The 20,430-nt window shown below is 46.7% G+C and carries 19 protein-coding genes; 16 read left to right on the forward strand and 3 right to left on the reverse strand.

Features of this window, described 5'->3' with window-relative positions; translation table 11 throughout:
- The first annotated feature begins 213 nt into the window (after positions 1 to 213).
- Positions 214 to 804, forward strand: coding sequence for a DUF3793 family protein (locus tag C0033_RS22205; protein ID WP_180994855.1), 591 nt, complete (start codon positions 214 to 216; stop codon positions 802 to 804).
- 65 nt (positions 805 to 869) lie between these two features.
- Positions 870 to 1,298 (forward strand): flavodoxin, encoded by a 429-nt coding sequence (locus C0033_RS22210; protein ID WP_103230150.1) that lies wholly within the window; start codon positions 870 to 872, stop codon positions 1,296 to 1,298.
- Positions 1,299 to 1,414: 116 nt separating this feature from the next.
- On the opposite strand, the gene C0033_RS22215 is transcribed toward C0033_RS22210, so the two are convergent.
- The 3 genes from C0033_RS22215 to C0033_RS22225 all read right to left on the reverse strand — a co-directional run bounded on the left by C0033_RS22215 (position 1,415) and on the right by C0033_RS22225 (position 5,233).
- Positions 1,415 to 2,899, reverse strand: coding sequence for an AAA family ATPase (locus C0033_RS22215; protein WP_103230113.1), 1,485 nt, complete (start codon positions 2,897 to 2,899; stop codon positions 1,415 to 1,417).
- 150 nt (positions 2,900 to 3,049) lie between these two features.
- Positions 3,050 to 3,730 (reverse strand): response regulator transcription factor, encoded by a 681-nt coding sequence (locus C0033_RS22220; protein ID WP_103230114.1) that lies wholly within the window; start codon positions 3,728 to 3,730, stop codon positions 3,050 to 3,052.
- Positions 3,731 to 3,733: 3 nt separating this feature from the next.
- Positions 3,734 to 5,233: a HAMP domain-containing sensor histidine kinase gene (locus C0033_RS22225; RefSeq protein ID WP_146043806.1), complete on the reverse strand. Its 1,500-nt coding sequence runs from the start codon at positions 5,231 to 5,233 to the stop codon at positions 3,734 to 3,736.
- Positions 5,234 to 5,400: 167 nt separating this feature from the next.
- On the opposite strand from C0033_RS22225, the gene C0033_RS22230 reads away from it, so the two are divergent.
- From C0033_RS22230 to C0033_RS27550, 14 genes are all read left to right on the forward strand, one after another.
- Positions 5,401 to 6,144 carry an SIS domain-containing protein gene (locus C0033_RS22230; RefSeq protein ID WP_103230116.1) on the forward strand — a complete coding sequence of 248 codons (744 nt, stop codon included), beginning with the start codon at positions 5,401 to 5,403 and terminating at the stop codon, positions 6,142 to 6,144.
- A gap of 60 nt (positions 6,145 to 6,204) precedes the next feature.
- Complete coding sequence (locus tag C0033_RS22235) at positions 6,205 to 6,984, forward strand: ABC transporter permease (RefSeq protein ID WP_103230117.1); 780 nt, start codon at positions 6,205 to 6,207, stop codon at positions 6,982 to 6,984.
- The gene (locus tag C0033_RS22240) at positions 6,960 to 7,760 is read left to right on the forward strand and encodes an ABC transporter ATP-binding protein (RefSeq protein WP_103230118.1); all 801 of its coding nucleotides are present in this window, start codon (positions 6,960 to 6,962) and stop codon (positions 7,758 to 7,760) included. Before C0033_RS22235 ends, C0033_RS22240 begins: the two co-directional genes overlap by 25 nt.
- 10 nt (positions 7,761 to 7,770) lie before the next feature.
- Entirely contained in the window at positions 7,771 to 8,793 is a 1,023-nt protein-coding gene (locus C0033_RS22245) for an ABC transporter substrate-binding protein (RefSeq protein WP_180994856.1), read from the forward strand.
- A gap of 79 nt (positions 8,794 to 8,872) precedes the next feature.
- A complete protein-coding gene (locus tag C0033_RS22250; protein ID WP_347501208.1) occupies positions 8,873 to 9,805 on the forward strand; it encodes a MurR/RpiR family transcriptional regulator in 933 nt (310 codons plus the stop codon).
- A gap of 159 nt (positions 9,806 to 9,964) precedes the next feature.
- Positions 9,965 to 11,884, forward strand: a complete 1,920-nt coding sequence (locus tag C0033_RS22255) for a beta-glucoside-specific PTS transporter subunit IIABC (protein WP_103230121.1) — start codon at positions 9,965 to 9,967, stop codon at positions 11,882 to 11,884.
- Positions 11,885 to 11,922: 38 nt separating this feature from the next.
- The gene (ascB, locus tag C0033_RS22260) at positions 11,923 to 13,329 is read left to right on the forward strand and encodes a 6-phospho-beta-glucosidase (RefSeq protein ID WP_103230122.1); all 1,407 of its coding nucleotides are present in this window, start codon (positions 11,923 to 11,925) and stop codon (positions 13,327 to 13,329) included.
- A 676-nt stretch (positions 13,330 to 14,005) separates the two neighbouring features.
- A complete protein-coding gene (locus C0033_RS22265) occupies positions 14,006 to 14,608 on the forward strand; it encodes a MerR family transcriptional regulator (protein WP_180994857.1) in 603 nt (200 codons plus the stop codon).
- Between the two features lie 27 nt (positions 14,609 to 14,635).
- Positions 14,636 to 15,214, forward strand: a complete 579-nt coding sequence (locus C0033_RS22270) for a hypothetical protein (protein WP_103230124.1) — start codon at positions 14,636 to 14,638, stop codon at positions 15,212 to 15,214.
- Positions 15,215 to 15,479: 265 nt separating this feature from the next.
- A complete protein-coding gene (locus C0033_RS22275) occupies positions 15,480 to 16,652 on the forward strand; it encodes an iron-containing alcohol dehydrogenase (RefSeq protein WP_103230125.1) in 1,173 nt (390 codons plus the stop codon).
- 70 nt (positions 16,653 to 16,722) lie between these two features.
- On the forward strand, positions 16,723 to 18,075 hold the full coding sequence (locus C0033_RS22280) for an anion permease (protein WP_180994858.1): 1,353 nt from the start codon (positions 16,723 to 16,725) through the stop codon (positions 18,073 to 18,075).
- A 167-nt stretch (positions 18,076 to 18,242) separates the two neighbouring features.
- Complete coding sequence (locus C0033_RS22285) at positions 18,243 to 18,875, forward strand: TetR/AcrR family transcriptional regulator (RefSeq protein WP_103230127.1); 633 nt, start codon at positions 18,243 to 18,245, stop codon at positions 18,873 to 18,875.
- Positions 18,876 to 18,955: 80 nt separating this feature from the next.
- Positions 18,956 to 20,212: an MFS transporter gene (locus C0033_RS22290; RefSeq protein WP_103230128.1), complete on the forward strand. Its 1,257-nt coding sequence runs from the start codon at positions 18,956 to 18,958 to the stop codon at positions 20,210 to 20,212.
- Between the two features lie 48 nt (positions 20,213 to 20,260).
- On the forward strand, positions 20,261 to 20,428 hold the full coding sequence (locus C0033_RS27550; protein ID WP_242984576.1) for a hypothetical protein: 168 nt from the start codon (positions 20,261 to 20,263) through the stop codon (positions 20,426 to 20,428).
- The last annotated feature ends 2 nt before the right edge of the window (positions 20,429 to 20,430 follow it).

The raw sequence follows: 20,430 nt of genomic DNA on the forward strand, positions 1-20,430 counted from the left end.
AAACACCCTTATACCCGCATAATAAGGGTGTTTTTTGTATCATTTTTATATAATAAAACAAATGTTTTAATCCTAGTTATACCTAATAATATTTCTCAACTGGGGGATAATGATAATTATAGAGCAATAAAAGGGTTGATAGCAGCTAAAAAACAAGATAAGATTATTGCATGGTTAGCAATTGCTAACCATGCGGACAAAGGAGGTACAATTTTGTCAGCCGATGTGATTTTAAATTATTTAGGACAATGCGATAAGGAAAGAAAGCTGGAGTTTCATATCGTCTGCCAGTGCGCGCCGGTACTCAAGGGAATTAAGATTTCCAATATTGTGACCATTCAGTCGGGGACTTGGAAGACGGTAAGGCGGACACTGGCAGGAAGCGGCATTCTCTGTGTGCCTTTATTTCTGAGGAAGGATAATGATGTGATCTTTCTTTACCGCTATGAAAAGCTGGAAGAACATCTGAAAAAAGAAGATATCAGACAGTTTTTGGAGGAATACGGATATTTTGATCCCGTCGTGGAGTCGGTAATCTTCAGGCTCCGGCGCAGATATCAGGAGTATTCAGAAGGAAAAATCAGTTTTCCTCATGAACTGGGAGTGCTTTTGGAGTATCCTCTGGAGGATGTGCAGGGCTTTATCAGAAACCAGGGGAAGAACTGCCTTCTTTGCAGATATTGGAAGGTTTATCATGATAAAGAACGGGCAAAAGAGATTTTCCGCCGCTATGATGAGGTTCGGGAATGCGCTATGAAAGAAATGATTGCAGGATGTCCGCTGAGACAAGTGGCCAGCTCCTGATCATGGATTCATATAAATAACGGCAAAAAGGAGGATAGGCAGATAATTAACTGTCTAAAGAAATGATGAAGGAAGTATATGTAGTTTATTGGAGCGGAACAGGAAATACTGCAGCCATGGCGGAGGCGGTAGGAGAAGGGATCGCAGCGGGCGGTGCAGCGGCCAAAGTGATTTCTGTAAGCGATGTGACACCGTCCGCATTAAAGGATGCGGAATGCTTTGCGCTCGGATGTCCGTCTATGGGTGCTGAACAGCTGGAAGAAAGCGAAATGGAACCTTTTGTGGCAGAGGTGGAGAAGTTTGCCTCCGGAAGAAAGATCGGCTTGTTCGGTTCCTATGGATGGGGAGACGGAGAGTGGATGAGAGAATGGACTTCCCGCATGGAACGCGCAGGAGCTGAAATTATCGGAGGCGAAGGCATAATCGCAAATGATGCGCCGGACGAGGAAGCGTTGGATGCGCTGAAAAAGCTTGGAATGGAACTTGCAGGATAAAATCATTTGACAGTGTTCGCTGCCTGATTTTCACTGCATAAAAAGGGCTGAAAAGTAAGAAGAAGCAGTCATAAGTGTCTTACTTTTCAGCCGTGGAAATTCCGGGGGGAACGGATTTATCCGAGCAGATTATGTACCATTTCTGCGTTAAATGTAACACCGGAGACATGGTTTACTTCGATCTGGTAAAGGGCGTTGGCGGCTATATGCTCTGCTGCCTGCTCCAAATCCCGGATTCCGGTGGTATCCATGTATTTTTCAATGATTGCATCGAGGGCGTCTTTGGTAATGATACATTCATTTTCCCGCATGCTCATACGTTTCAGAACTTTTGGCAGGGCATATCGGGAAAATATAATTTTCTTTTCTTCCGGCGTATAGTCCGGAATATCAATTACGGCAAACCTTGACATGAGAGGCGCGCTGATCTGCGACTTATCGTTGGCGGTCGCTATGGGGTATACGCCTACGGTAGGTATCATGCATTCGATATAATTATCCGTGAAACCAAGGTTATCAAGAAGCGTCAGGAGGACGTCGGCGGGATTGCCGTTGCCCTTTCCGGCTGCTGCTTTATCCAGTTCGTTGATGATAAATACAAGGTTTGACTCTCCTGCAATGGAGAAGGCTTCCATGATGATTCCCGGTTTTGCATTGGCATAGATACGGGAGCTTCCGGTTAACTGTTCCGGGTCGTTGATGGAGCTCATGTCCAAGGTGGTCCACGGAAGCTTTAAAATACGGGCCACCGCATAAGCGATCTGGGACTTTCCGGTTCCGGCAGGTCCGGCCAGCAAAAGGCCGTAGGCAGGAAGCGTATGAGTGCGGTTAATCTGTATGATAGTTTCGATGATCCGCTGTTTGACCTGTTCCATCCCATAAAGTTCTTCGTCCAGGATTTGACGTGCTTTTTGGGGATCAATGGATTCGAAATAATTGTTTTTCCATTGAATGTTCATCATGACGGAAAGAGCCCGCTGTGCATGGCGTTTTTCTTCCGGGGAAACTTCATGAGAGCGGGCTACCGCTAAGTTTCTCCGCGCCCAAAGGCGGATGTTGTCAGGAAGGGTTCTGCCTGCGCAGGCCATAAAATCTGAAATGCTCTGCAGGCTGGTAAGCTTCATATCGTCTCCGGTTTCGTCCTGATCTTCGTCTTCAGGGCCATTTTCCGGCGCATTGCTGGCTAACAATCGGCCGATCATGAACTGAAGAAAACCGTCTTCCGCAGATAGCTTGCTGCCGCCGCCGAAGGCGAATTCGCGTATTTTGTAGACCGCGTAGCCGTCTTCACGGTTCTTTCCTGACAGCCGGACGTTGATATGGCTCTCTCCTAACCATTGGAGAAGATTGACAAAACGGGAGTCCACCTGAAGAATGTCGGCGCTGTACGTTCCGTCTTCCTCTTTAAATTCAAAGGTGGTCCGTTTCGAGGGGACGGAAAACTGTCCGCAGGCATGGTGGCTCCAAGTCCTTTCGCGATTATCAAGAATCAGAATCGGCTTTTCAGGTGAGGCCTCGGCTTCATTGGACTGAAATACGGTATAGGTGCATTCGGAACGGCTGCTCTCGTCCGGAGTATTGGTAAAATCAAAAACAGGCATGGTGAAATCTCCTTTCAGATACAAATGGAATAAATTAAAGAATAATAGTAATATAACATGGATTAACCCAAACTACAATGTTAGACATTTACATAGATCTTCAAGGCATTTTCAGAAAAGCCTTCACGTTTTACTTTAAAAATGGATGTGTTATCTAAAAAAATGCTCTATTTTAAGATCATGGATCAAATCCACAACCTGACTCATTTTTTTATAGCCCAGCTTTTTCAGCAAGGTTGTAATCTGTGTTTTTACGGTTCCTTCGGATACGAAACGGAGTTTGGCGATCTGACGGTTGCTGACTCCGTCCAGTTTCATTGCGATGATTTCCTTTTCCGAGGCCGTCAGCTTGGAAAGGAGGCCAAGGGCGAAGAGGAGGCTGGTTTCCGTCTTTTTCAGGCGTTTAAATTCTTCACGGAGTTTCTGGTTGGCGGAGTGGTTTTTCAGAAGCTCTTCTGAAGTCCGCATGATGGCGGCGATCAGCTCATCGTTATTATAAGATTTAACTACGTAATCCCGGACGGCGGGAATGCAGTAGGAATTGTAGATGGTGTTGTCGTCATCCCTCACCGTCATCATGATGACGGCGGTTTCCGGGTATTTCATGGAGATGGCGTAAGCGGAGGTCAGGCCGTCGTTGCTGCTGTCCATTTCCACGTCCATGACCACGATGTCCACCTGGTGTTTGGAAAGAAAGTCTTCTGCTTCTTTGCCGGATGAGACTTCCCCGGCCAGTTCGAAATGATCTACGGCAAGCAGGGATTTTGCTATATTTTTTCGTATAAAGAGTTCGTCATCGGCCAGAAGTATCTTAATTGTCTCTGGTTTCATCTTTTATTTTCTCCCTTCTTCGTATATCGGAAGCATCAGGTAGACGCTAGTTCCCTCATTTACTGCGCTTTCGATTCGGATCATTCCCTTGTGCATCTTAATTATTTTTTCCGCATAGGCCAGTCCCAGACCCCAGTTGTTTTTTGAGTTTTTTGATGTGTAAAAGGGGGTGAAGATCTGCTTTAATCGGTCTTTTGGTATACCGATTCCGTTGTCGTGAATCTGGATGAAGATTTGGTAGCGGTTGGAGAAGACGGAAATGGTTACTTTGCCGCCTGGGATGTCTTTTATTGCGTCGAATGCATTTTTTAAAATGTTGATGAGCGTTTGGGTCAGAAGCTGACCGTCGGCTAAAAGGTACAGATCGGAATCCGGACCGCAGATCACCAGTTCCTGTTCCGAAAGGTTTTCGAATTCGGCTTTGGCTTTGTAAATGAGGTCCATGACCGGATGTTTTTCGAAACGGAGCTTTTTTTCTTTGAAGAAGCTGTTTAAATCATTCATTTTGTCCAGGACGGAGCTGTTTCCGTCTATCAGATAGCGGATCATATCCCTGGCCTGGACATCTTCACTTTCTTGTAAATGTTCCTCTAATTCCTTTAAAATGACCATGTTTGAAATCAGGTTATTTTTTATGCTGTGGGCGATGATGCGGACGCCTAAATCGCTGTTTGCCATCCGTTTTTCAATGGATGCGCCGGGCTTTGCCAGCAGGCGTTCCATATTCAGGTAGCGTATAAAAGAGACGGCGCAGAAGATTGTAAAGCAGATGGAACACCCGATGATCATCTTCCAGTACCGGTCAGACCAGCGGCTGCTGTAATAAAAGATCCGGGAAAGCAGAAAATAGATCCGGTCCAAACGGACGACCTGCAAAGGGGTGATGATTCCGATTACGGTATAAAAAAGCATTAGGGCCCACATGGATACGTAGAGGCAGAGAAGCTTGCTGCGAAGCCATTTTATGCGGACTGCGGCTATGTTGCGGATGAGGAGAACCGTGGAAAACAGGATAACAGCCATCATTAAAATGCGAAAGCCCGAATCTAAGTTTTTGAGAAAAACCTGGGAACCGCCGGCTGCGATTTTAAAATAGACTTGTGGAGTGAAGGTGAAAAACAGAAAAAGGGAGGGAAGGGCCGCCAGCCACATGCACATTCTGCGGCTGCTTTTTCCGGCAAATGAAGTCTCGCTGATGGAGAAGGACAAAAAGCCGTAAAGGGCCAGACTGCGCCCGAAATTAATGATTTGGTTGAGCAGATTGCTTCCGATGGGATAATTCATCATACCGTCATGAATCGGTTTTGTGAGAAAAAAGAGGGTGAACAGCTCGTTGGAAATCCCTCCTATCTTTGCAAAATAGAACATGAAACCGATAATTAACAGAGTCAGGCCCAGAAAAACCTGAACGAAATAAATGACTTTAATGTCTTTAATCAAAAAGACAACTAAAAAGCAAGAGATAATTAACGTAAGCAGGAAAAAGAACATGATAACCTCCATAAGGAAGGACAAGGGTTGTTTGTGTCGATTGTAGCACGGTTTCCATAGGCAGTCAATGAAGGAAAACGGGGCAGGGGGTCATAAAAAAGTTATGACTTATTGGATAAATACAACTGTGCTATGATCGGTTTATCAAATCAATCAAAGCGAACAAGGAGAGGGTTGTAATGAGTAAACATTCACAGATGTATTTGGATCATGTTATGGAAATGCTTCAGAAAATCAGTTCCACACAGGAGAAGGCGATGGAAGAAACCGCTGAAAAAATGGCGGAAACGATCGTGTCGGGAGGCAGCATTTTCCTGTTCGGCCCCGGACATGCGGGGATCTTTACACAGGATATGTACCATAGGGCAGGAGGGCTGATTCTGGCCAATCCGATTCTCCATCCGGGAACCCTGGTGAGCAACCGGCCCATCACCACCACGTCGGAGCTGGAAAAACTGCCCGGATCGGGTGTGCTGGTGTTAAACAGCGTGCCGATTAAAAGCGGCGATATGTTAATCATACATTCCGTGGCAGGCAGGATTCCGATTGTGACGGAGATGGCGGTGGAAGCGAGAAAGAGAGGGATTTTCGTCTCTTCCATCATCAATATGGAGTTTGCGAAGAATGTAACCTCCTTTGATCCAACGGGCAATATGCTGTATGATGTAAGTGACGTGGTGATCGATGACTGCGGCGACTTCGGGGACGCCAGCATTCTCATCGACGGAATGAAACAAAAGGTAGCGGCTACTTCCACCATAACGGCGTCATTTATCGGACATACACTGGAGATACGCGCCTGTGAGCTGCTTTTGGAACGGGGATTCAATCCTCCTGTGGTGAACAGCACCAATGTGGACGGAGGGGATGAGGAAAACCGCAGGCTGCTGGAGGAATATAAGGACAGAATCCATTATCTGTGATGCAGAGGCGGGCAGCAGAGGTTAAATGTGATGACATTGGAGTGGAAATGGAGGTATCGCATGGAAAAAATAAATAAGATATGGCAGCAGAAGACATCGCTTTTGTTCGGATTTTTATCGTTTGCCATATTTATGGCGGTTTGGATCGCAATTTCTTCTTCCTCAGCGGGGAAGATATTTGCAAGTCCTGCCAAGGTGTGCAGGGCGTTTGCGGCAAAATCCGTGGACGGGGTGATCTGGACGCATATCACGGCCAGTTTGTCCAGGGCGCTGGGAGGGTTTTCGCTGGCATTTGTATGCGCTCTGCCGGTTTCATTTTTGATGGGATGGTATAAGCCGTTTCGGCTGATTGTGGAGCCGTGGGTTAAATTCATTAAAAGCATACCGCCCATCGCGTATATTCCGCTGGTTATTGTGGCCCAGGGAATCGGGGAATCGGCCAAAATTACGGTGATATTTATCGGTTCCTTTCTGGTTATGGTGATCTCTATCTATCAGGGGGTGATTGGGGTTGACAACACCCTGATTAAAGCGGCCAGAGTGCTGGGAAGCCATGATTTTCAGATCTTTTACCGGGTGATCATTCCGTCGTCTCTGCCGCATATCCTGGTGGCTATGAGGCTAGGCATGTCGGCTGCGCTGACAACTTTGGTGGCTGCGGAGCTGACCGGGGCACAGATCGGCCTGGGGCAGATGATTCAGGAAGCCAGCATGTATTTTCAGATGGATGTGGTTCTGTTGGGGATTTTGATCATCGGAATTATTGGATTTTTAATGGACCGCATCATCGCGCTTTTGGAAAGGAGGATCACCGGATGGCAGGAAACGAGAACAGTATAAAAACGATCAAGGTGGATATCCGGGACGTTGAACGGATCTATGAGAGCAGCCGGGGGCCGGTAAAGGCGCTGAACCACATCAATCTGCAGATTTATGAAAATGAATTCGTCTGTGTGGTGGGGCCGTCCGGCTGTGGAAAATCCACGCTGCTCAACATTATGGCCGGCCTTGATAAAGCCACCAAAGGGGAAATTCTGGTGGATGGGGAAAGGGTGGAGGAACCCAGCACGGAGCGCGGGGTGATCTTCCAGCAGTACGCGCTATTTCCATGGCTGACCGTTAAGAAAAATATCATGTACGGCCTGAAAAATAAGAAGATGACCCGGGAACAGGCGGGAAGAGCGGCTGATAAATACATTAAAATGGTGGGGTTAGACGAATTTTCAAGCTCCTATCCCAAGGAGTTGTCAGGGGGAATGAAGCAGAGGGTTGCCATTGCAAGGGCATTTGCCATGAATCCCAAGCTGCTGCTTTTGGACGAGCCGTTCGGGGCGCTGGACGCTCAGACCAGGGCGCAGCTACAGTCTGACCTTTTAGATACCTGGGAACAGGAACAGAAAACCTGCTTTTTCATCACACACGACGTGGAAGAAGCGGTCCTTCTGGCGCAGAGGGTGGTTATCATGAGCAGCCGCCCGGCGAGGATCAAACGGATTGTGGATATCGATATTCCATATCCCAGAACCCAGGAGACAAAAATGGATTCCCGGTTTATGGAACTTAAAAATGAGATATGGTCGGAAGTATATACAGAGTATCTGGCTCAAAAGAAGTAGGAGGAAGAGTATGAAAGGAAAGAAAGCAATCGTTTCAATGGGAATTATGATGTCCTTGGCGCTTACCGCATGCGGCAAAGCCGGGGCGGCACAGGCAAAAACCCCATCCAGCCAGGAAACCAGGGAGCTTACGGAAATCAGCGTGGCCTATCATCCGGGGCTGGCGGCTCTCTGTGTGCCGGGAGTGGGAGAGACAAACGGATATTTTGAAGAAGAGGGCCTGAAGGTGAACTGGGTGCAGTTTACGGCGGGGCCGCCTGAAATAGCGGCGATGGTTTCCGGGGACCTGCAGTTTGGCTATATCGGACACGGAGCCCACACCCTTTGTGCCCAGGGACAGGCGGATGTGATTTCCCTTTCCCATATCAGCAATTCGGAACAGGTGCTGGTGCGCAAAAGCTCAGGAATTAAGACGATGGAAGACTTAAAAGGAAAAAAAGTGGTCACTCAGCTGGGAACTTCGGGAGAAGCGATTTTAAATCTGGCGCTGGAACGGGCCGGAATCGATAAGAAGGAGGTCAACATCTACGCGATGGATATGGCCGGAGCGGTGTCCGCTTTTATCGCAGACCAGGCGGACGCCATCGCCAGCTGGGACACGCATTCCGTGAAAATCAGAAATACGGTGGAGGAAGAATTGGTGGTTTTGGCACAGACTTCCGATTTCATCGATGAACGGTCATTTCCGGGAAGCTGGGTGGCGACTCCGGAATATTTAGAGGAGAACAGGGATGTGGCGGTCAGATTCTGCCGGGCTTTAAACAAGGTGTACCAGTATAGGGCGGAACATATGGACGAAACCGTGGAACAGTCTGCGGCATTTGGCAAATTGGAGGTGGAAAAGCTTCAGGAAACAAGAGATTCGGCCGTATTTTACAGCGCGGATGAACTGAAGGAGATGATTCAGGACGAGAGCATTTACAATATCTATCAGAGCCAGTTGGACGGATTTATAAAGGATAAGAAGGTGGATTCGGGAGACGTGAAGGGGTATGTAAGGCTGGATATTATGAAGGAAGCATTGCTGCAATAACATTTTTTTCATTCCACAGGGAGACCCTTGAAAACAAAATGCTGCGATGATATACTAAAACAAATTTATAGGGCGGCGCATGAGAAAAGGATCTTACTATGGAGGAGTTGCGATGATTCTGGAACGGTTAAAGGAAATGCAGGGGTTCACCCATCAGGAGTGTGCGGTGGCAGAGTATATCTTAGATCATATGGAGGATATCCAGAAGATGTCGTCGGAAGAACTGGCGAAAGCTTCATTTACCAGCAAGGCCACCGTGGTCCGGCTCTGCAAAAAGCTGGAGGTGGAAGGATATCAGGAACTGAAATATCAGCTGATTTCCGAAATGGTTCAGAATATCCGAGTAAACCAGCTGTTAAGCAAGGAACCAATTACGGAAAAGAGCAGCTATCAGGACATTTTGATGACCCTGCCCCAGCTGTATGACAAGGCCATAACGGATACCAGGTCCTGCATGGATAAAAATGTGGTCACCCGCATTTTCAACCGGATCAAAACGGCGGGCAGAATCGATATCTACGGCAGCGGAATCAGCTATATCCTGGCCCAGTCGGCGGCATTTAAATTCGCCACTTTGGGAATGGAATGCACCGCATATGAGAGCGTCAACGCCCATTATCTGTCGGCGGCCAGGAAGCAGAAATCCGTTTCCTTTGTGATTAGTTTTACGGGAGCCAACCGGTCCATGATCGATGTGGCCCGGTATCTTCAGAAGACGACGGACACCTATGTGGTGGGAATCGTGGGACGGCATAATGAGGAAATCCGGAAATGGTGTGACGAGGTGGTGGAGATTCCGTCCCGGGATTCCCTGCTGAGTTTGAAGGTGGTCACATCATTTACGGCCACCACCTATGTGCTGGACGTATTCTTTTCCATGTATTTATCCCTTCATTATGAGAGCCAGGTGCAGTCCGCGTTAGAAATGGTCTGCCATGAGTCCCTGAGGACCGCTGTGGACTATTGGAGCATGAGGGAAGTGCCGGATGAAGAGGCAGGGAAGAGTGAGTAAATGAAAAAGTTTGGACCGTTGTTTCAAAAACAGCGGTTTTTTTCATGCCAATTTTGAAACGCTGAACCAATCCGCGGTTGGGATAATGATATTTTCGCCATACTATGATAAGCTGTGGACATCAAACAAAGAGAAACAATAGAAAAGGGGGAACTACCCATGAATTATCAGGAATTGGCAAAGGAAATTCTGGACAAAGTCGGCGGCGCCGGCAACATTTCCGGCCTTACCCATTGTGCCACAAGGCTCCGCTTTAACCTGAAAGATGAGGGAAAAGCGCAGACGGATGATCTTAAAAAGGTCAAAGGTGTTATGGGAGTTGTGAACAAAGGCGGTCAGTATCAGGTGGTGATCGGAAGCGACGTTGCCAGCGTTTACCGTCCGTTAACGGAACTTTGCGATATTAAGGAAACAAACGGCGGAACGCCTGACGGAAAGGGAAAGGACGACCGCAAAGTGGTGGAACGTCTGGTGGATACTCTTTCCGGCATATTCACACCGATCCTTCCAGCCATTACGGCGGCCGGTATGATCAAAGCCATTCTGGCGCTTTTATTGGCGTTCGGACTGGTGGATAAAACAGGAGACACTTACCGGGTGCTGTCATTTATGGCGGATGCGGCCTTTTATTTCCTGCCTGTGTTATTAGCCAGCTCGGCGGCTAAGAAATTTAAATGCAACCCATATCTGGCCATGATGCTGGGCGGAATCCTGCTTCACCCGGATTTTGTCAATATGGTGGCAGCTTCCAAGGAAAGCGGGGAAGCCATAAAGATCTTCCTGCTTCCGATTACAAATGCAGGATATTCTTCATCCGTACTTCCGATTATCCTGATCGTTTGGTTCATGTCTTACGTGGAACCGATTGCGGACAGAGTATCCCCGAAAGCGGTAAAATTCTTTACAAAACCGCTGATAACAATATTAGTTACCGGAATTGTCGGGCTTGTAATCATCGGACCGATCGGCACCGTTATCAGCAACATCATCGCAGCCGGCGTTCATGGACTGAACAATTACTGCAGCTGGCTGGTTCCTGCTCTGGTTGGAGCTTTGACTCCTCTGCTGGTTATGACGGGAACCCATTACGGCCTGATTCCCATCGGAATCAACAACCGTATGACAATGGGATACGACACTCTGATTTATCCCGGAATGCTGGGGTCCAATGTGGCTCAGGGCGGCGCTGCTCTTGCAGTGGCATTTAAGAGCAAAAAATCTGAGATCAAACAGCTGGCCTCCTCTGCCGGAATTACGGCAGTATGCGGAATCACGGAACCAGCATTATACGGTGTCAACATCCGTTTTAAAACACCTCTCTATGCGGCCATGATTGGCGGCGGCGTGGGCGGCTTCCTGATGGGAATTTTCAGCGTAAAGAACTATTCAGGCGGTTCACCGGGCTTTTTAACCCTGCCAAGCTATCTGGGCGGCGAGGGAATGACTGATTTTTATTTTGCATGTATGGGCGCGGTAGTCAGCGTGGTGATTGCATTTATCGTATCCTATGTTCTTTATAAAGATCCTGTGGAAGAAGGCGAAGGAACAGAAGCGCAGGCGGCAGAAACGGTTGACAGGAAGTCTTCTGATACAAAAACTATGAAAAATGATGACGTGAAAGCGTCTAAGAGTGTCACCATTGCGGCTCCGTTATCAGGAACTGTGGTGCCGTTAGAAGAGGTAAACGATCCTACGTTTGCAGAAGGAATCCTGGGAAAGGGAATTGCCATCCGTCCTTCTAAAGGAGTGGTGGTATCTCCTGTAAACGGAACCATTGTTTCCATATTTGATACGGGACACGCGGTGGGACTGGTGTCGGAGGACGGGGCGGAAGTTCTGATCCACGTAGGACTTGACACGGTCAACCTGAAAGGAAAACATTTCTCCGTAAAAAAATCGTCGGGAGATGCGGTGAAAGTTGGCGATGTGATACTGGAATTTGACAGGGAGGCCATCGAAGCTGAGGGATACGATGTGATTACTCCGGTGATTATATCCAATCATTTTAATTATGAGGTTGTGGAAACGCTGGCATCCGGCGAAGTAAAAGCCGGAGCACCGCTTATAGAACTCTGCTGACGGCAGAAAACGGTAAATAAGAGAGGGAGAATACAGATATGAATAGATTTCCTGAAAATTTTCTTTGGGGAGGCGCGGTTGCGGCCAATCAGTGTGAGGGAGCGTACAATGCCGATGGAAAAGGGCTGTCCGTCCAGGACGTCCTTCCCCACGGTCTGCGGGGAGCGCGGACCGAGGAACCTACGCCGGATAATTTAAAGCTGGAAGGGATTGATTTTTATCACCGTTACAAAGAGGATATTAAATTGTTCGCTGAAATGGGATTTAAAGTGTTCCGTACATCGATTGCCTGGTCCAGGATTTTCCCGGAAGGGGACGAGGAACAGCCCAATGAAAAAGGACTTCAGTTTTATGACGATCTGTTTGACGAATGCCTGAAATATGGGATCGAGCCATTGGTAACCATTTCCCATTATGAGACTCCCCTTGGTCTGTCCAGGAAATATGACGGCTGGAGAGACAGGAAACTGATTGGATTTTTCGAACGGTACTGCAGAACCATTTTCACCCGTTATAAAGGAAAGGTGAAATACTGGCTGACTTTTAATGAGATCAATTCCCTGCTTCACGCGCCGTTTATGAGCGGCGGCATTCTGACTCCGCCGGAAGAGCTGACGGAACAGGATTTGTATCAGGCCATTCATCACGAGCTGGTGGCCAGCGCCATGGCGGTGAAAATGGGCCATGAGATCATTCCGGATGCGAAGATCGGCTGCATGATTTTAGGCATTACCGTCTATCCGCTGACGCCGGACCCGGATGATATCATAGCAACCATGGTAAAAGACAGGGAAACCATGCTGTTCGCCGATATCCATGCCCGCGGTAAATACCCGGCTTATCTGCTGAATTATTTTAAAGACCACAATATCCATTTAGAAATGGAGCCGGGGGATGAGGAAATGCTGAAAAACACGGTGGATTTCATCTCTTTCAGCTACTATTCCAGCATATGCGAGACGGTTCATACTGAATTAGCAGAGAGCACTGGAGGAAATCTGTCCCGGGGATATAAAAATCCTTATTTGAAAGCGTCCGACTGGGGCTGGCAGATCGACCCGAAAGGGCTTCGCTATACCTTAAACAAACTGTACGACAGGTATCAGCTGCCGTTGTTCATCGTGGAAAACGGTCTGGGCGCAGTGGATGAACTGGTGACATTGGATAATGGGGAAAAGACGGTGCTGGATGATTACCGGATTGAATATTTGAGAGAACATTTGAAACAGGTGAGAGAGGCGATTCACGACGGCGTGGAAGTGATGGGATATACCTCCTGGGGCTGCATCGACCTGGTGAGCGCTTCTACAGCTGAGATTAAAAAACGGTATGGATATATCTATGTGGACAGGAATGACGATGGAAGCGGAAGCTTTGAGAGATATAGGAAAAAGTCCTTCTGGTGGTACAAAAAAATAATCCAAACCAATGGGGAGGCATTGTAAATCTTTATTTAGTGGAGTAAGAAACGCCGGAAAGAAGGGGGAACCTGGGCGGGCGGCGGAAATGGAAACAGACAGGGGATTCGGGTTACGACCCTAAGTGATACTAGGCCACCAAGGGCGGAAAAAGGCAGCGCGGCGCCATTCACGATGAACTCTTTATGACTTCATCGTTCAGTGGCGCCTCAAATACTGATTCGGAATTCAGTATTTGTCTGCCTTTTTCCGCCCTTGCCGACCAAGTATCACTAAGGGTCTGCACACGATCCCCTGTCTGTTTCCATTACCGCCGCCCGCCCAGGTTCCCCCTTCTTTCCGGCTGTTGCTTGGCAAGCTGAGGATAAAAAAGATTTGGTGGATGCGGGAGTAAATTTTACATCAAACGTGAAGGGATTTTTGGAAATGCCTTGAGGATTTTATGTAAAGGGTGAAGGCTTTTCGCGAAATGCCTTGACGTTTAAAGTAAAAACATGAAGGCTTTTTTGAAAATCCCTTCACGTTTGATGTAAATATGGTTTTATATAAATACCGCTTCCTCCTCCCGATTCCGCGCGTACCTCCCTAAAAGTGAAAAGCTGCTCTGCAGGATAACTTGCCTCTTTTTGGTAGATGGGATATAATTGATAGTAAAGTAACAATGTTTTTGCTGAAAACTATGCAGAGGGAAAGAGGGGGCGGCATGAAAGCCAGTGAGCCGAAAAAGGACCGCGAGGAGGTCTGGAATGAGATATTAAGGTATAAGAAGGATTATATTGATTTTGTGGGGGAAAGGAATGAGTGGGATACTACATCCAAGTATACGGTTAAGGAATTGGCAAAGCTGATAGAAATTTCGGAGCATACCGTGAGATATTATGATAAGGAGCACATTTTTCCGTTCGTGTCCAGGGATGCTAATAATGTCAGGCATTTTTCTATGGTTGATGCGTTTTTTGGGCGGGCGGTAAAATGTCTGAGAAGCGTGGGGCTTCCAATCGAAGAGTGCAGGGAATTTGTGCTGCTCACGCTCAAGGGAGATGTGACGGTGTCGGAACGGGCAAAGTTGATGCGGGAACAGGAAGAAAAGTTGGTCTGCCAGATTGAGGAACTGAAAAAGGAACTGAGGGATATCCAGTATAAAAAGATGTTTTTCGACTCGGTGGAGGTGCCGATTATGGAGGAACTCAGGCAGGGGACATTTAAAGAAAAGGGAAGAACCACGCTGAAGAAATCCAGAACCTTTATCCAGAAAAAGATGTATGAGGACGGGCTGATTCCGGAGATTAAGATCGATATTATTTAGCAGGCAGATCAGGGTTGGAGGTTGAAAATGAGAAAGATTGCAGTATCATTTGTACTTATAGCTATGTTAATGGCTGGGTGTTCATTAAGTTCAGCAAATCAATCCGCTCAAGAAAGCAAAACTTCCTCAGCAGTTGAAAAAAACCATGATTTTGATACGATGGGGGCTGAAGAGAAAGCGGATAAAGAAGTTGATTCATCAGTAGAGGATTGGTCTGAAAAATATGACGGCATCATCGCAAAGGTATATGGGGATGATTTTCATATGGCTTATAGTATGAGCGATATTGTAGGAAAGACGGATGATGAAAGCTTTTTGTGTGATTACAGTAAGTTGGATTTAACCGTGGAAAATAATTGCGTTTTGCTGGCCCAAGAGGCGGGAGATCACACGGACCGGACGGTAATATATGAGGTGGATGTGATTTCCGGTGAATGTGCGGTTAAGTATGATAATGATCAGGGCGAAAGCGTTGTGATCTGGTCCGGTAAAGGCCAGGCGGAAGGGACGGCCGCGGTTAAATTGAGCGGAGGAGCCAATTGTTTGAGGATCGAAGCATTGGACAATGACACCAGGCTGAAAATAAAATTGCAGTGCACAAAATAAATCAATTTTACAGTGTTTGGATATTAATATTTAAAATAGAATAACAACTGCTTATGCAGCAGAAGCGAAGAACAGTAAACTGACAGCCGGTTTGCTGTTTTTTATTTAGAATAAAAATTCAGGTCTTATAGAGAACCGCAAAAAAAATAAAAAATATTCTCAATTTCTCTTGACTGAGTGTAACTCTCAAGTGTTTTAATGAGGTTAGATTGATAAAAAATTTACAAAGAAAAAGGAGGGAAATCTGCTCAGGCAGAGAAAAAGTATGAATAATTTTGAATTTCAGCTGGCAACAAGGATTCATTTTGGGAAGGGAGAGGTGGAAAAATCCCTGGCCCGGGAAGTGCTTCTGTACGGAAAGAAGATTTTGTTCGTGTTTGATGAGATTCCGGCAAAGGCTTCCGGCCTATATGATCAGGTGCATGAGGTGTGCAGGAAAAATGGAATCGAAGTGACGGAGTTCACTGGAATCGAACCGAACCCCCGCCATACCACGGTCAACAAAGGGGCGGAGCTGTTAAGAAAATGTCAGGCGGACTGTATCGTGGCGGCAGGAGGCGGAAGCACCATCGACTGTGCAAAGGCCATCAGTTTTGCCGTGTATCATGACGGGGATGTTTGGGATTTTTATGAGCATAAGGTGGAGATCGAGCAGGTAAAACCGGTGATCGCCATTCCGACGCTGGCCGCTTCCGGCGCAGAGGTATCTTTCAGCTCAGTAATCAGTAATCTGGATAAAAAGAAAAAAATCGGATTGAGAAATGATAAGGAGAGGCCGGCAGCGGCTATTTTGGATCCTTCTTATACATTTTCAGTGCCCAAATTCCACACTGCCTGTGGAATTGTGGATATTATGAGCCATACATATGAAAGCTATTTCGATAATTATCCGCTTTGTATGCAGGATGGATTTTCAGAGGGTATTCAGAAAACATGTGTGGATAACGGCAGAAAAGTGATGATGTGTCCGGAGGATTACGATGCGCGCGCCCAGCTGATGTGGGCGGCGGTCATGTCCATTTCCCATCTGACCTCTTACGGAAGGGGGCCTTTGTATTCGCCGATTCACATGCTGGATCACATGATCGGGGCTTATTATGATATTGTGCACGGGGCGGGAATTGCGGTGCTTTCAATCGCATGGTTTAAATACTGTTTAAGCGACAAGACTGCGGCCAGATTTGCGCGCTGGGGTAAGAATGTGTGGGATATTGACGGAAACCAAAGCGATTATGCCATCGCTTCCCAAGCCATCGCAGCATTTGAGAATTTCTGTAAAGAGCTGGGCCTGCCCACCAGATTGTCCCAGGTCAACGTACCAAAAGAGGCGCTAAATGACATTGTCCACGATCTGTACGGCACAGTACCCTGTGACAAATGGTACCGTCCGATATGCAGCGAGCAGGAGTTGCTTGCAGTGCTGAAACTGGCTTATTGATGGATGAAAGAATAAGATTTTGACAAAGAAGGGAATTATCACAATGAAAAATCATTGGAATAGCGCTTATATGAAAAAATGGATCATTTCTGTGGCATTGCCCGTGTTGATTTTACTGATCCCCACAACGGAATCATTTACGCCGGTTCTGCGCATGTATCTGGCGATCACTCTTTGGAGTATTATGGCATTTGCATTTGAACTGCTCAACAATATGGCCACATCTCTGCTTTTGCTGTTTGGATATGGGCTGACGGGTGTCTGCAGTTTATCCGTTCCTCTCTCCGTATTTTCCACGGAAAGTGTTTGGATTACTTTGTGCGCGCTGGCGCTGGTGACGCTGATCCAAAAAACACACATTCTGGAGCGGCTGGCCTATACGCTCAGCGATAAAGTAGGGGGATCTTATGTGGGAATTGTGTACGCCGTAGCCGTATTTTCCCTTTTGGCGCGTCTGCTTTTACAGGGAGCTTTAGCCGGAGTGGCGGCTTTGGCGGTGGCATATGGGATCAGCAGCGCTTTGGGATACGGAAAGAGCAAGGCGTCTGCCGGAATACTGCTTACCAGCGCATTTGTATATCTGGACAGCAATTATTTTCTCTATTCGCCGGACTATATTGCCGTGGCCTATAACGGGGCCAACGAAGTGACCTCCATTTCCACCAATTATATGAATTTTTTCCTGGACAATGCGGTTCATATTATCCCGCTGGTATTGTCTGTGGCGGCAACTGCGTGGATATGCAAACCGGAAGAAAAGATGGGAGAGGTCAGCTTCTTTAAAGAAAAACTGAAGGAACTGGGGAAATGGGAGGCCGCCGAAAAGAGAATGCTCTGCATTCTTCTGGCCTTGACCGTTTACCTGTTTACCAGCCGCTGGCATGGACTGGGCATGGTATACGGCTTTGTAGCCGCCCTTGCGCTGGCATTTGTTCCTGGTATGGAACTGGGAGATAAAAGCGACCTGGGGAAAATAAACTGGGGCGCATGGCTGTTTGTAGGAGCATGTATGAGCATCGGCGTGGTGGGAGCAAAAGCAGGATTCGGAACATTTATTTCCGGCCTGGCACTGCCTTATATGAAAGGAATGACCAATATTCCATTTATGGCGGTGAGCTATCTGCTGGCGGTTGTTCTTAACTTCATTATGACTCCGGCTGCGATTTTAAGCCTTTTGGGAGCGCCGCTGGCTCAGATCTGCGTGGACTATGGGCTGAGCGTGCAGGCGGCAATTCATATGATTTACCAGGGCGGTTCCCAGCTGATCTTCTGTTATGAGGCCAGTCTTTATATGATCGCATTTTCCTTTGGGATGATGAAGAATAAGGACGTGGTTAAGGTGATGTCTTTAAAATTTGTGATACAGACGATAGGGACGTTTACTATTGGATTAGTGTGGTGGCATTTGCGGGGGATTATTTAACATTTGGCTTTTTTTACATTAAGGGTGAAGGCATTTTGGAAAATGCCTTCACCCTTTAATGCGAAGCACCTGGTCTTTAACATAAAAAATTCACTTCTTGACTTTTGTATCATTCCATGCTAACATTTAGTAAACTGACCGTCGGTCTAAAAGGTGGTGAATCGATTATGAGCAGACATAAAGAGCCAGAAGTAAGAAAAAGCGAGTTATTGGATGCGGCACAAAAGCTGTTCGCTGAAAAGGGCTATGCAAAAACAACGGTTACAGATATTTTGAACGTACATGGGCTGTCTAAAGGGGTATTCTATTATTATTTTAAATCAAAAGAAGAGGTTATGGATGCGATTATTCAGCGTATGGTAGATGATATGGCAGATCATGCCAGGAAGATTGTGGAAGATCCTGATATGACCCCGCCCCAGAAGATATTTGCCATTTTGATGGGCCAGGGCCAATCAGAGGAGATGATAAAGGGAAAGGAAGATATGACCCGTCAATTTCACGAGGTTCAAAACGCTGAGATGCACCAAAAAAGTTTAGCGTTAAGTATAAAGAATCTTGCGCCTGTTATGGCGGAAATATTTAAAGAAGATAACGGAGCTGACGCATTTTCCACGGATTATCCGCAGGAAACAATGGCTTTGTTGCTGGCTGCAGGGCAAGTGATTTTTGATGAAGGATTATTTCACAGGAGTGAAGAAGAGAACGCCCGGTATGCGGCGGCTTTTATTGAAATGATGGAAAAGACATTAGGGGTTCCCACGGGATATTTTAATGAACTCAAGAAAATATTTGCATGATATTTGTGTCACGCATGTATCATGCAAATTTTTTTATATCAATAATAAACTGACGGTCAGTTTATATAGGAGGTTTCAGAATGAAAGAGAAAATTCTTGTTACACCATCACCCAAAAACTTTAATTTAATGGTGCTGGGCCAGATTATATCAATTCTGGGGTCGGCGCTGCTGCGGTTTGCGCTTTCCCTGTACGTTTTGGATACAACAGGCAGCGAATCTTTATTTGCCACGATGTTTGCCATATCCAATATACCGCTTTTGCTTGCACCGCTTGGCGGAGCAATTGCAGATCGGTTTAACCGGCGCAACCTGATGGTGATATTTGATTTTACCAGCAGTGCGATTGTATTGTCCCTGATTTTATTTATGAATAAAGGCGGCATTTCTATCTTTACGGTTGGAGTTACCATGGTGCTTCTTTCCATTGTCAGCGCCCTTTATACTCCGGCTGTAACGGCGAGCATTCCACTGTTGGTCGAGAAGGGAAAATTGGAGGGAGCCAATGGTCTTGTGCAGGCGGTACAGGCATTGTCTGCTGTTGCTGCTCCGGTTCTGGGCGGGATACTATATGGAATTATGGGCTTCAGAACCGTTGCTGCGGTCAGCTGTATCTTATTTTTCCTGTCGGCTGTAATGGAGATTTTCATCAAGATACCGTTTGAGAAAAGACAATGGGCTGGACGCATCATACCAACCATCACAAGGGATATGAAGGAAGGTTTTCTATATGTCATTAAGCAGAAATTCATCCGGAAGGTCAGCATGATTGCTGTTTTGCTGAATCTGGTGCTGGTTCCTTACTTCCTTGTAGGAGCTCCGATTGTTCTGCGGGTAACGATGCAAAGCGGGGATACCTTGTATGGAATCGGAATGGGACTTATTAATTTTGCCACCATATTAGGCGCACTGTCCATTGGTTTTTTTGCAAAAAAAATGAGATTGAAAACACTTCACCGCTGGCTTTTTGCCTGCTCCCTAATGATGATATTCATGGCGGTATCCCTGATGCCGTTTGTGCTTGGGATGGGATATTACCCTTCCTTTATCCTGTTTATGCTGGGGGCTGTTCCTATTGCGGCGAGCATGACGATGATTTCTATTTACATCATCACAAAGGTTCAAAGGGTAACGCCCAACGAAAATCTTGGAAAAGTCATGGCAATTATTACGGCGGTCGCCCAATGCGCTGCGCCGCTGGGCCAGATTCTGTATGGTGTTATTTTTGAAAAATGGAGCGCTCAGATATTTATACCGACATTATTTGTCAGCATTGTGACGCTGCTTTTGGGTGTCCTGACGCGGCAGCTGTTAAAATGTGAGGAGGAGCTGTCATAATAGTTAGAAAAATGAGACGATTCAGGAAATTAATAAGGAGGCCATACCATGTACGGCAAAATGATTCTAAGCGATATACGGAAAAGTAAGCTGATCTCAATCACAATCGCGGTATTTATCACGACGGCAGCGGCTCTGACATCGGCAGCGTCCATGCTGGGAATAAATTTATTCGGTGCGGTCAATCATCTGATGGAGGAAGCTAAGGCAGTCTAGTT

Source organism: Clostridium sp. chh4-2 (assembly GCF_002899675.1).
GTDB lineage: Bacteria > Bacillota > Clostridia > Lachnospirales > Lachnospiraceae > CHH4-2.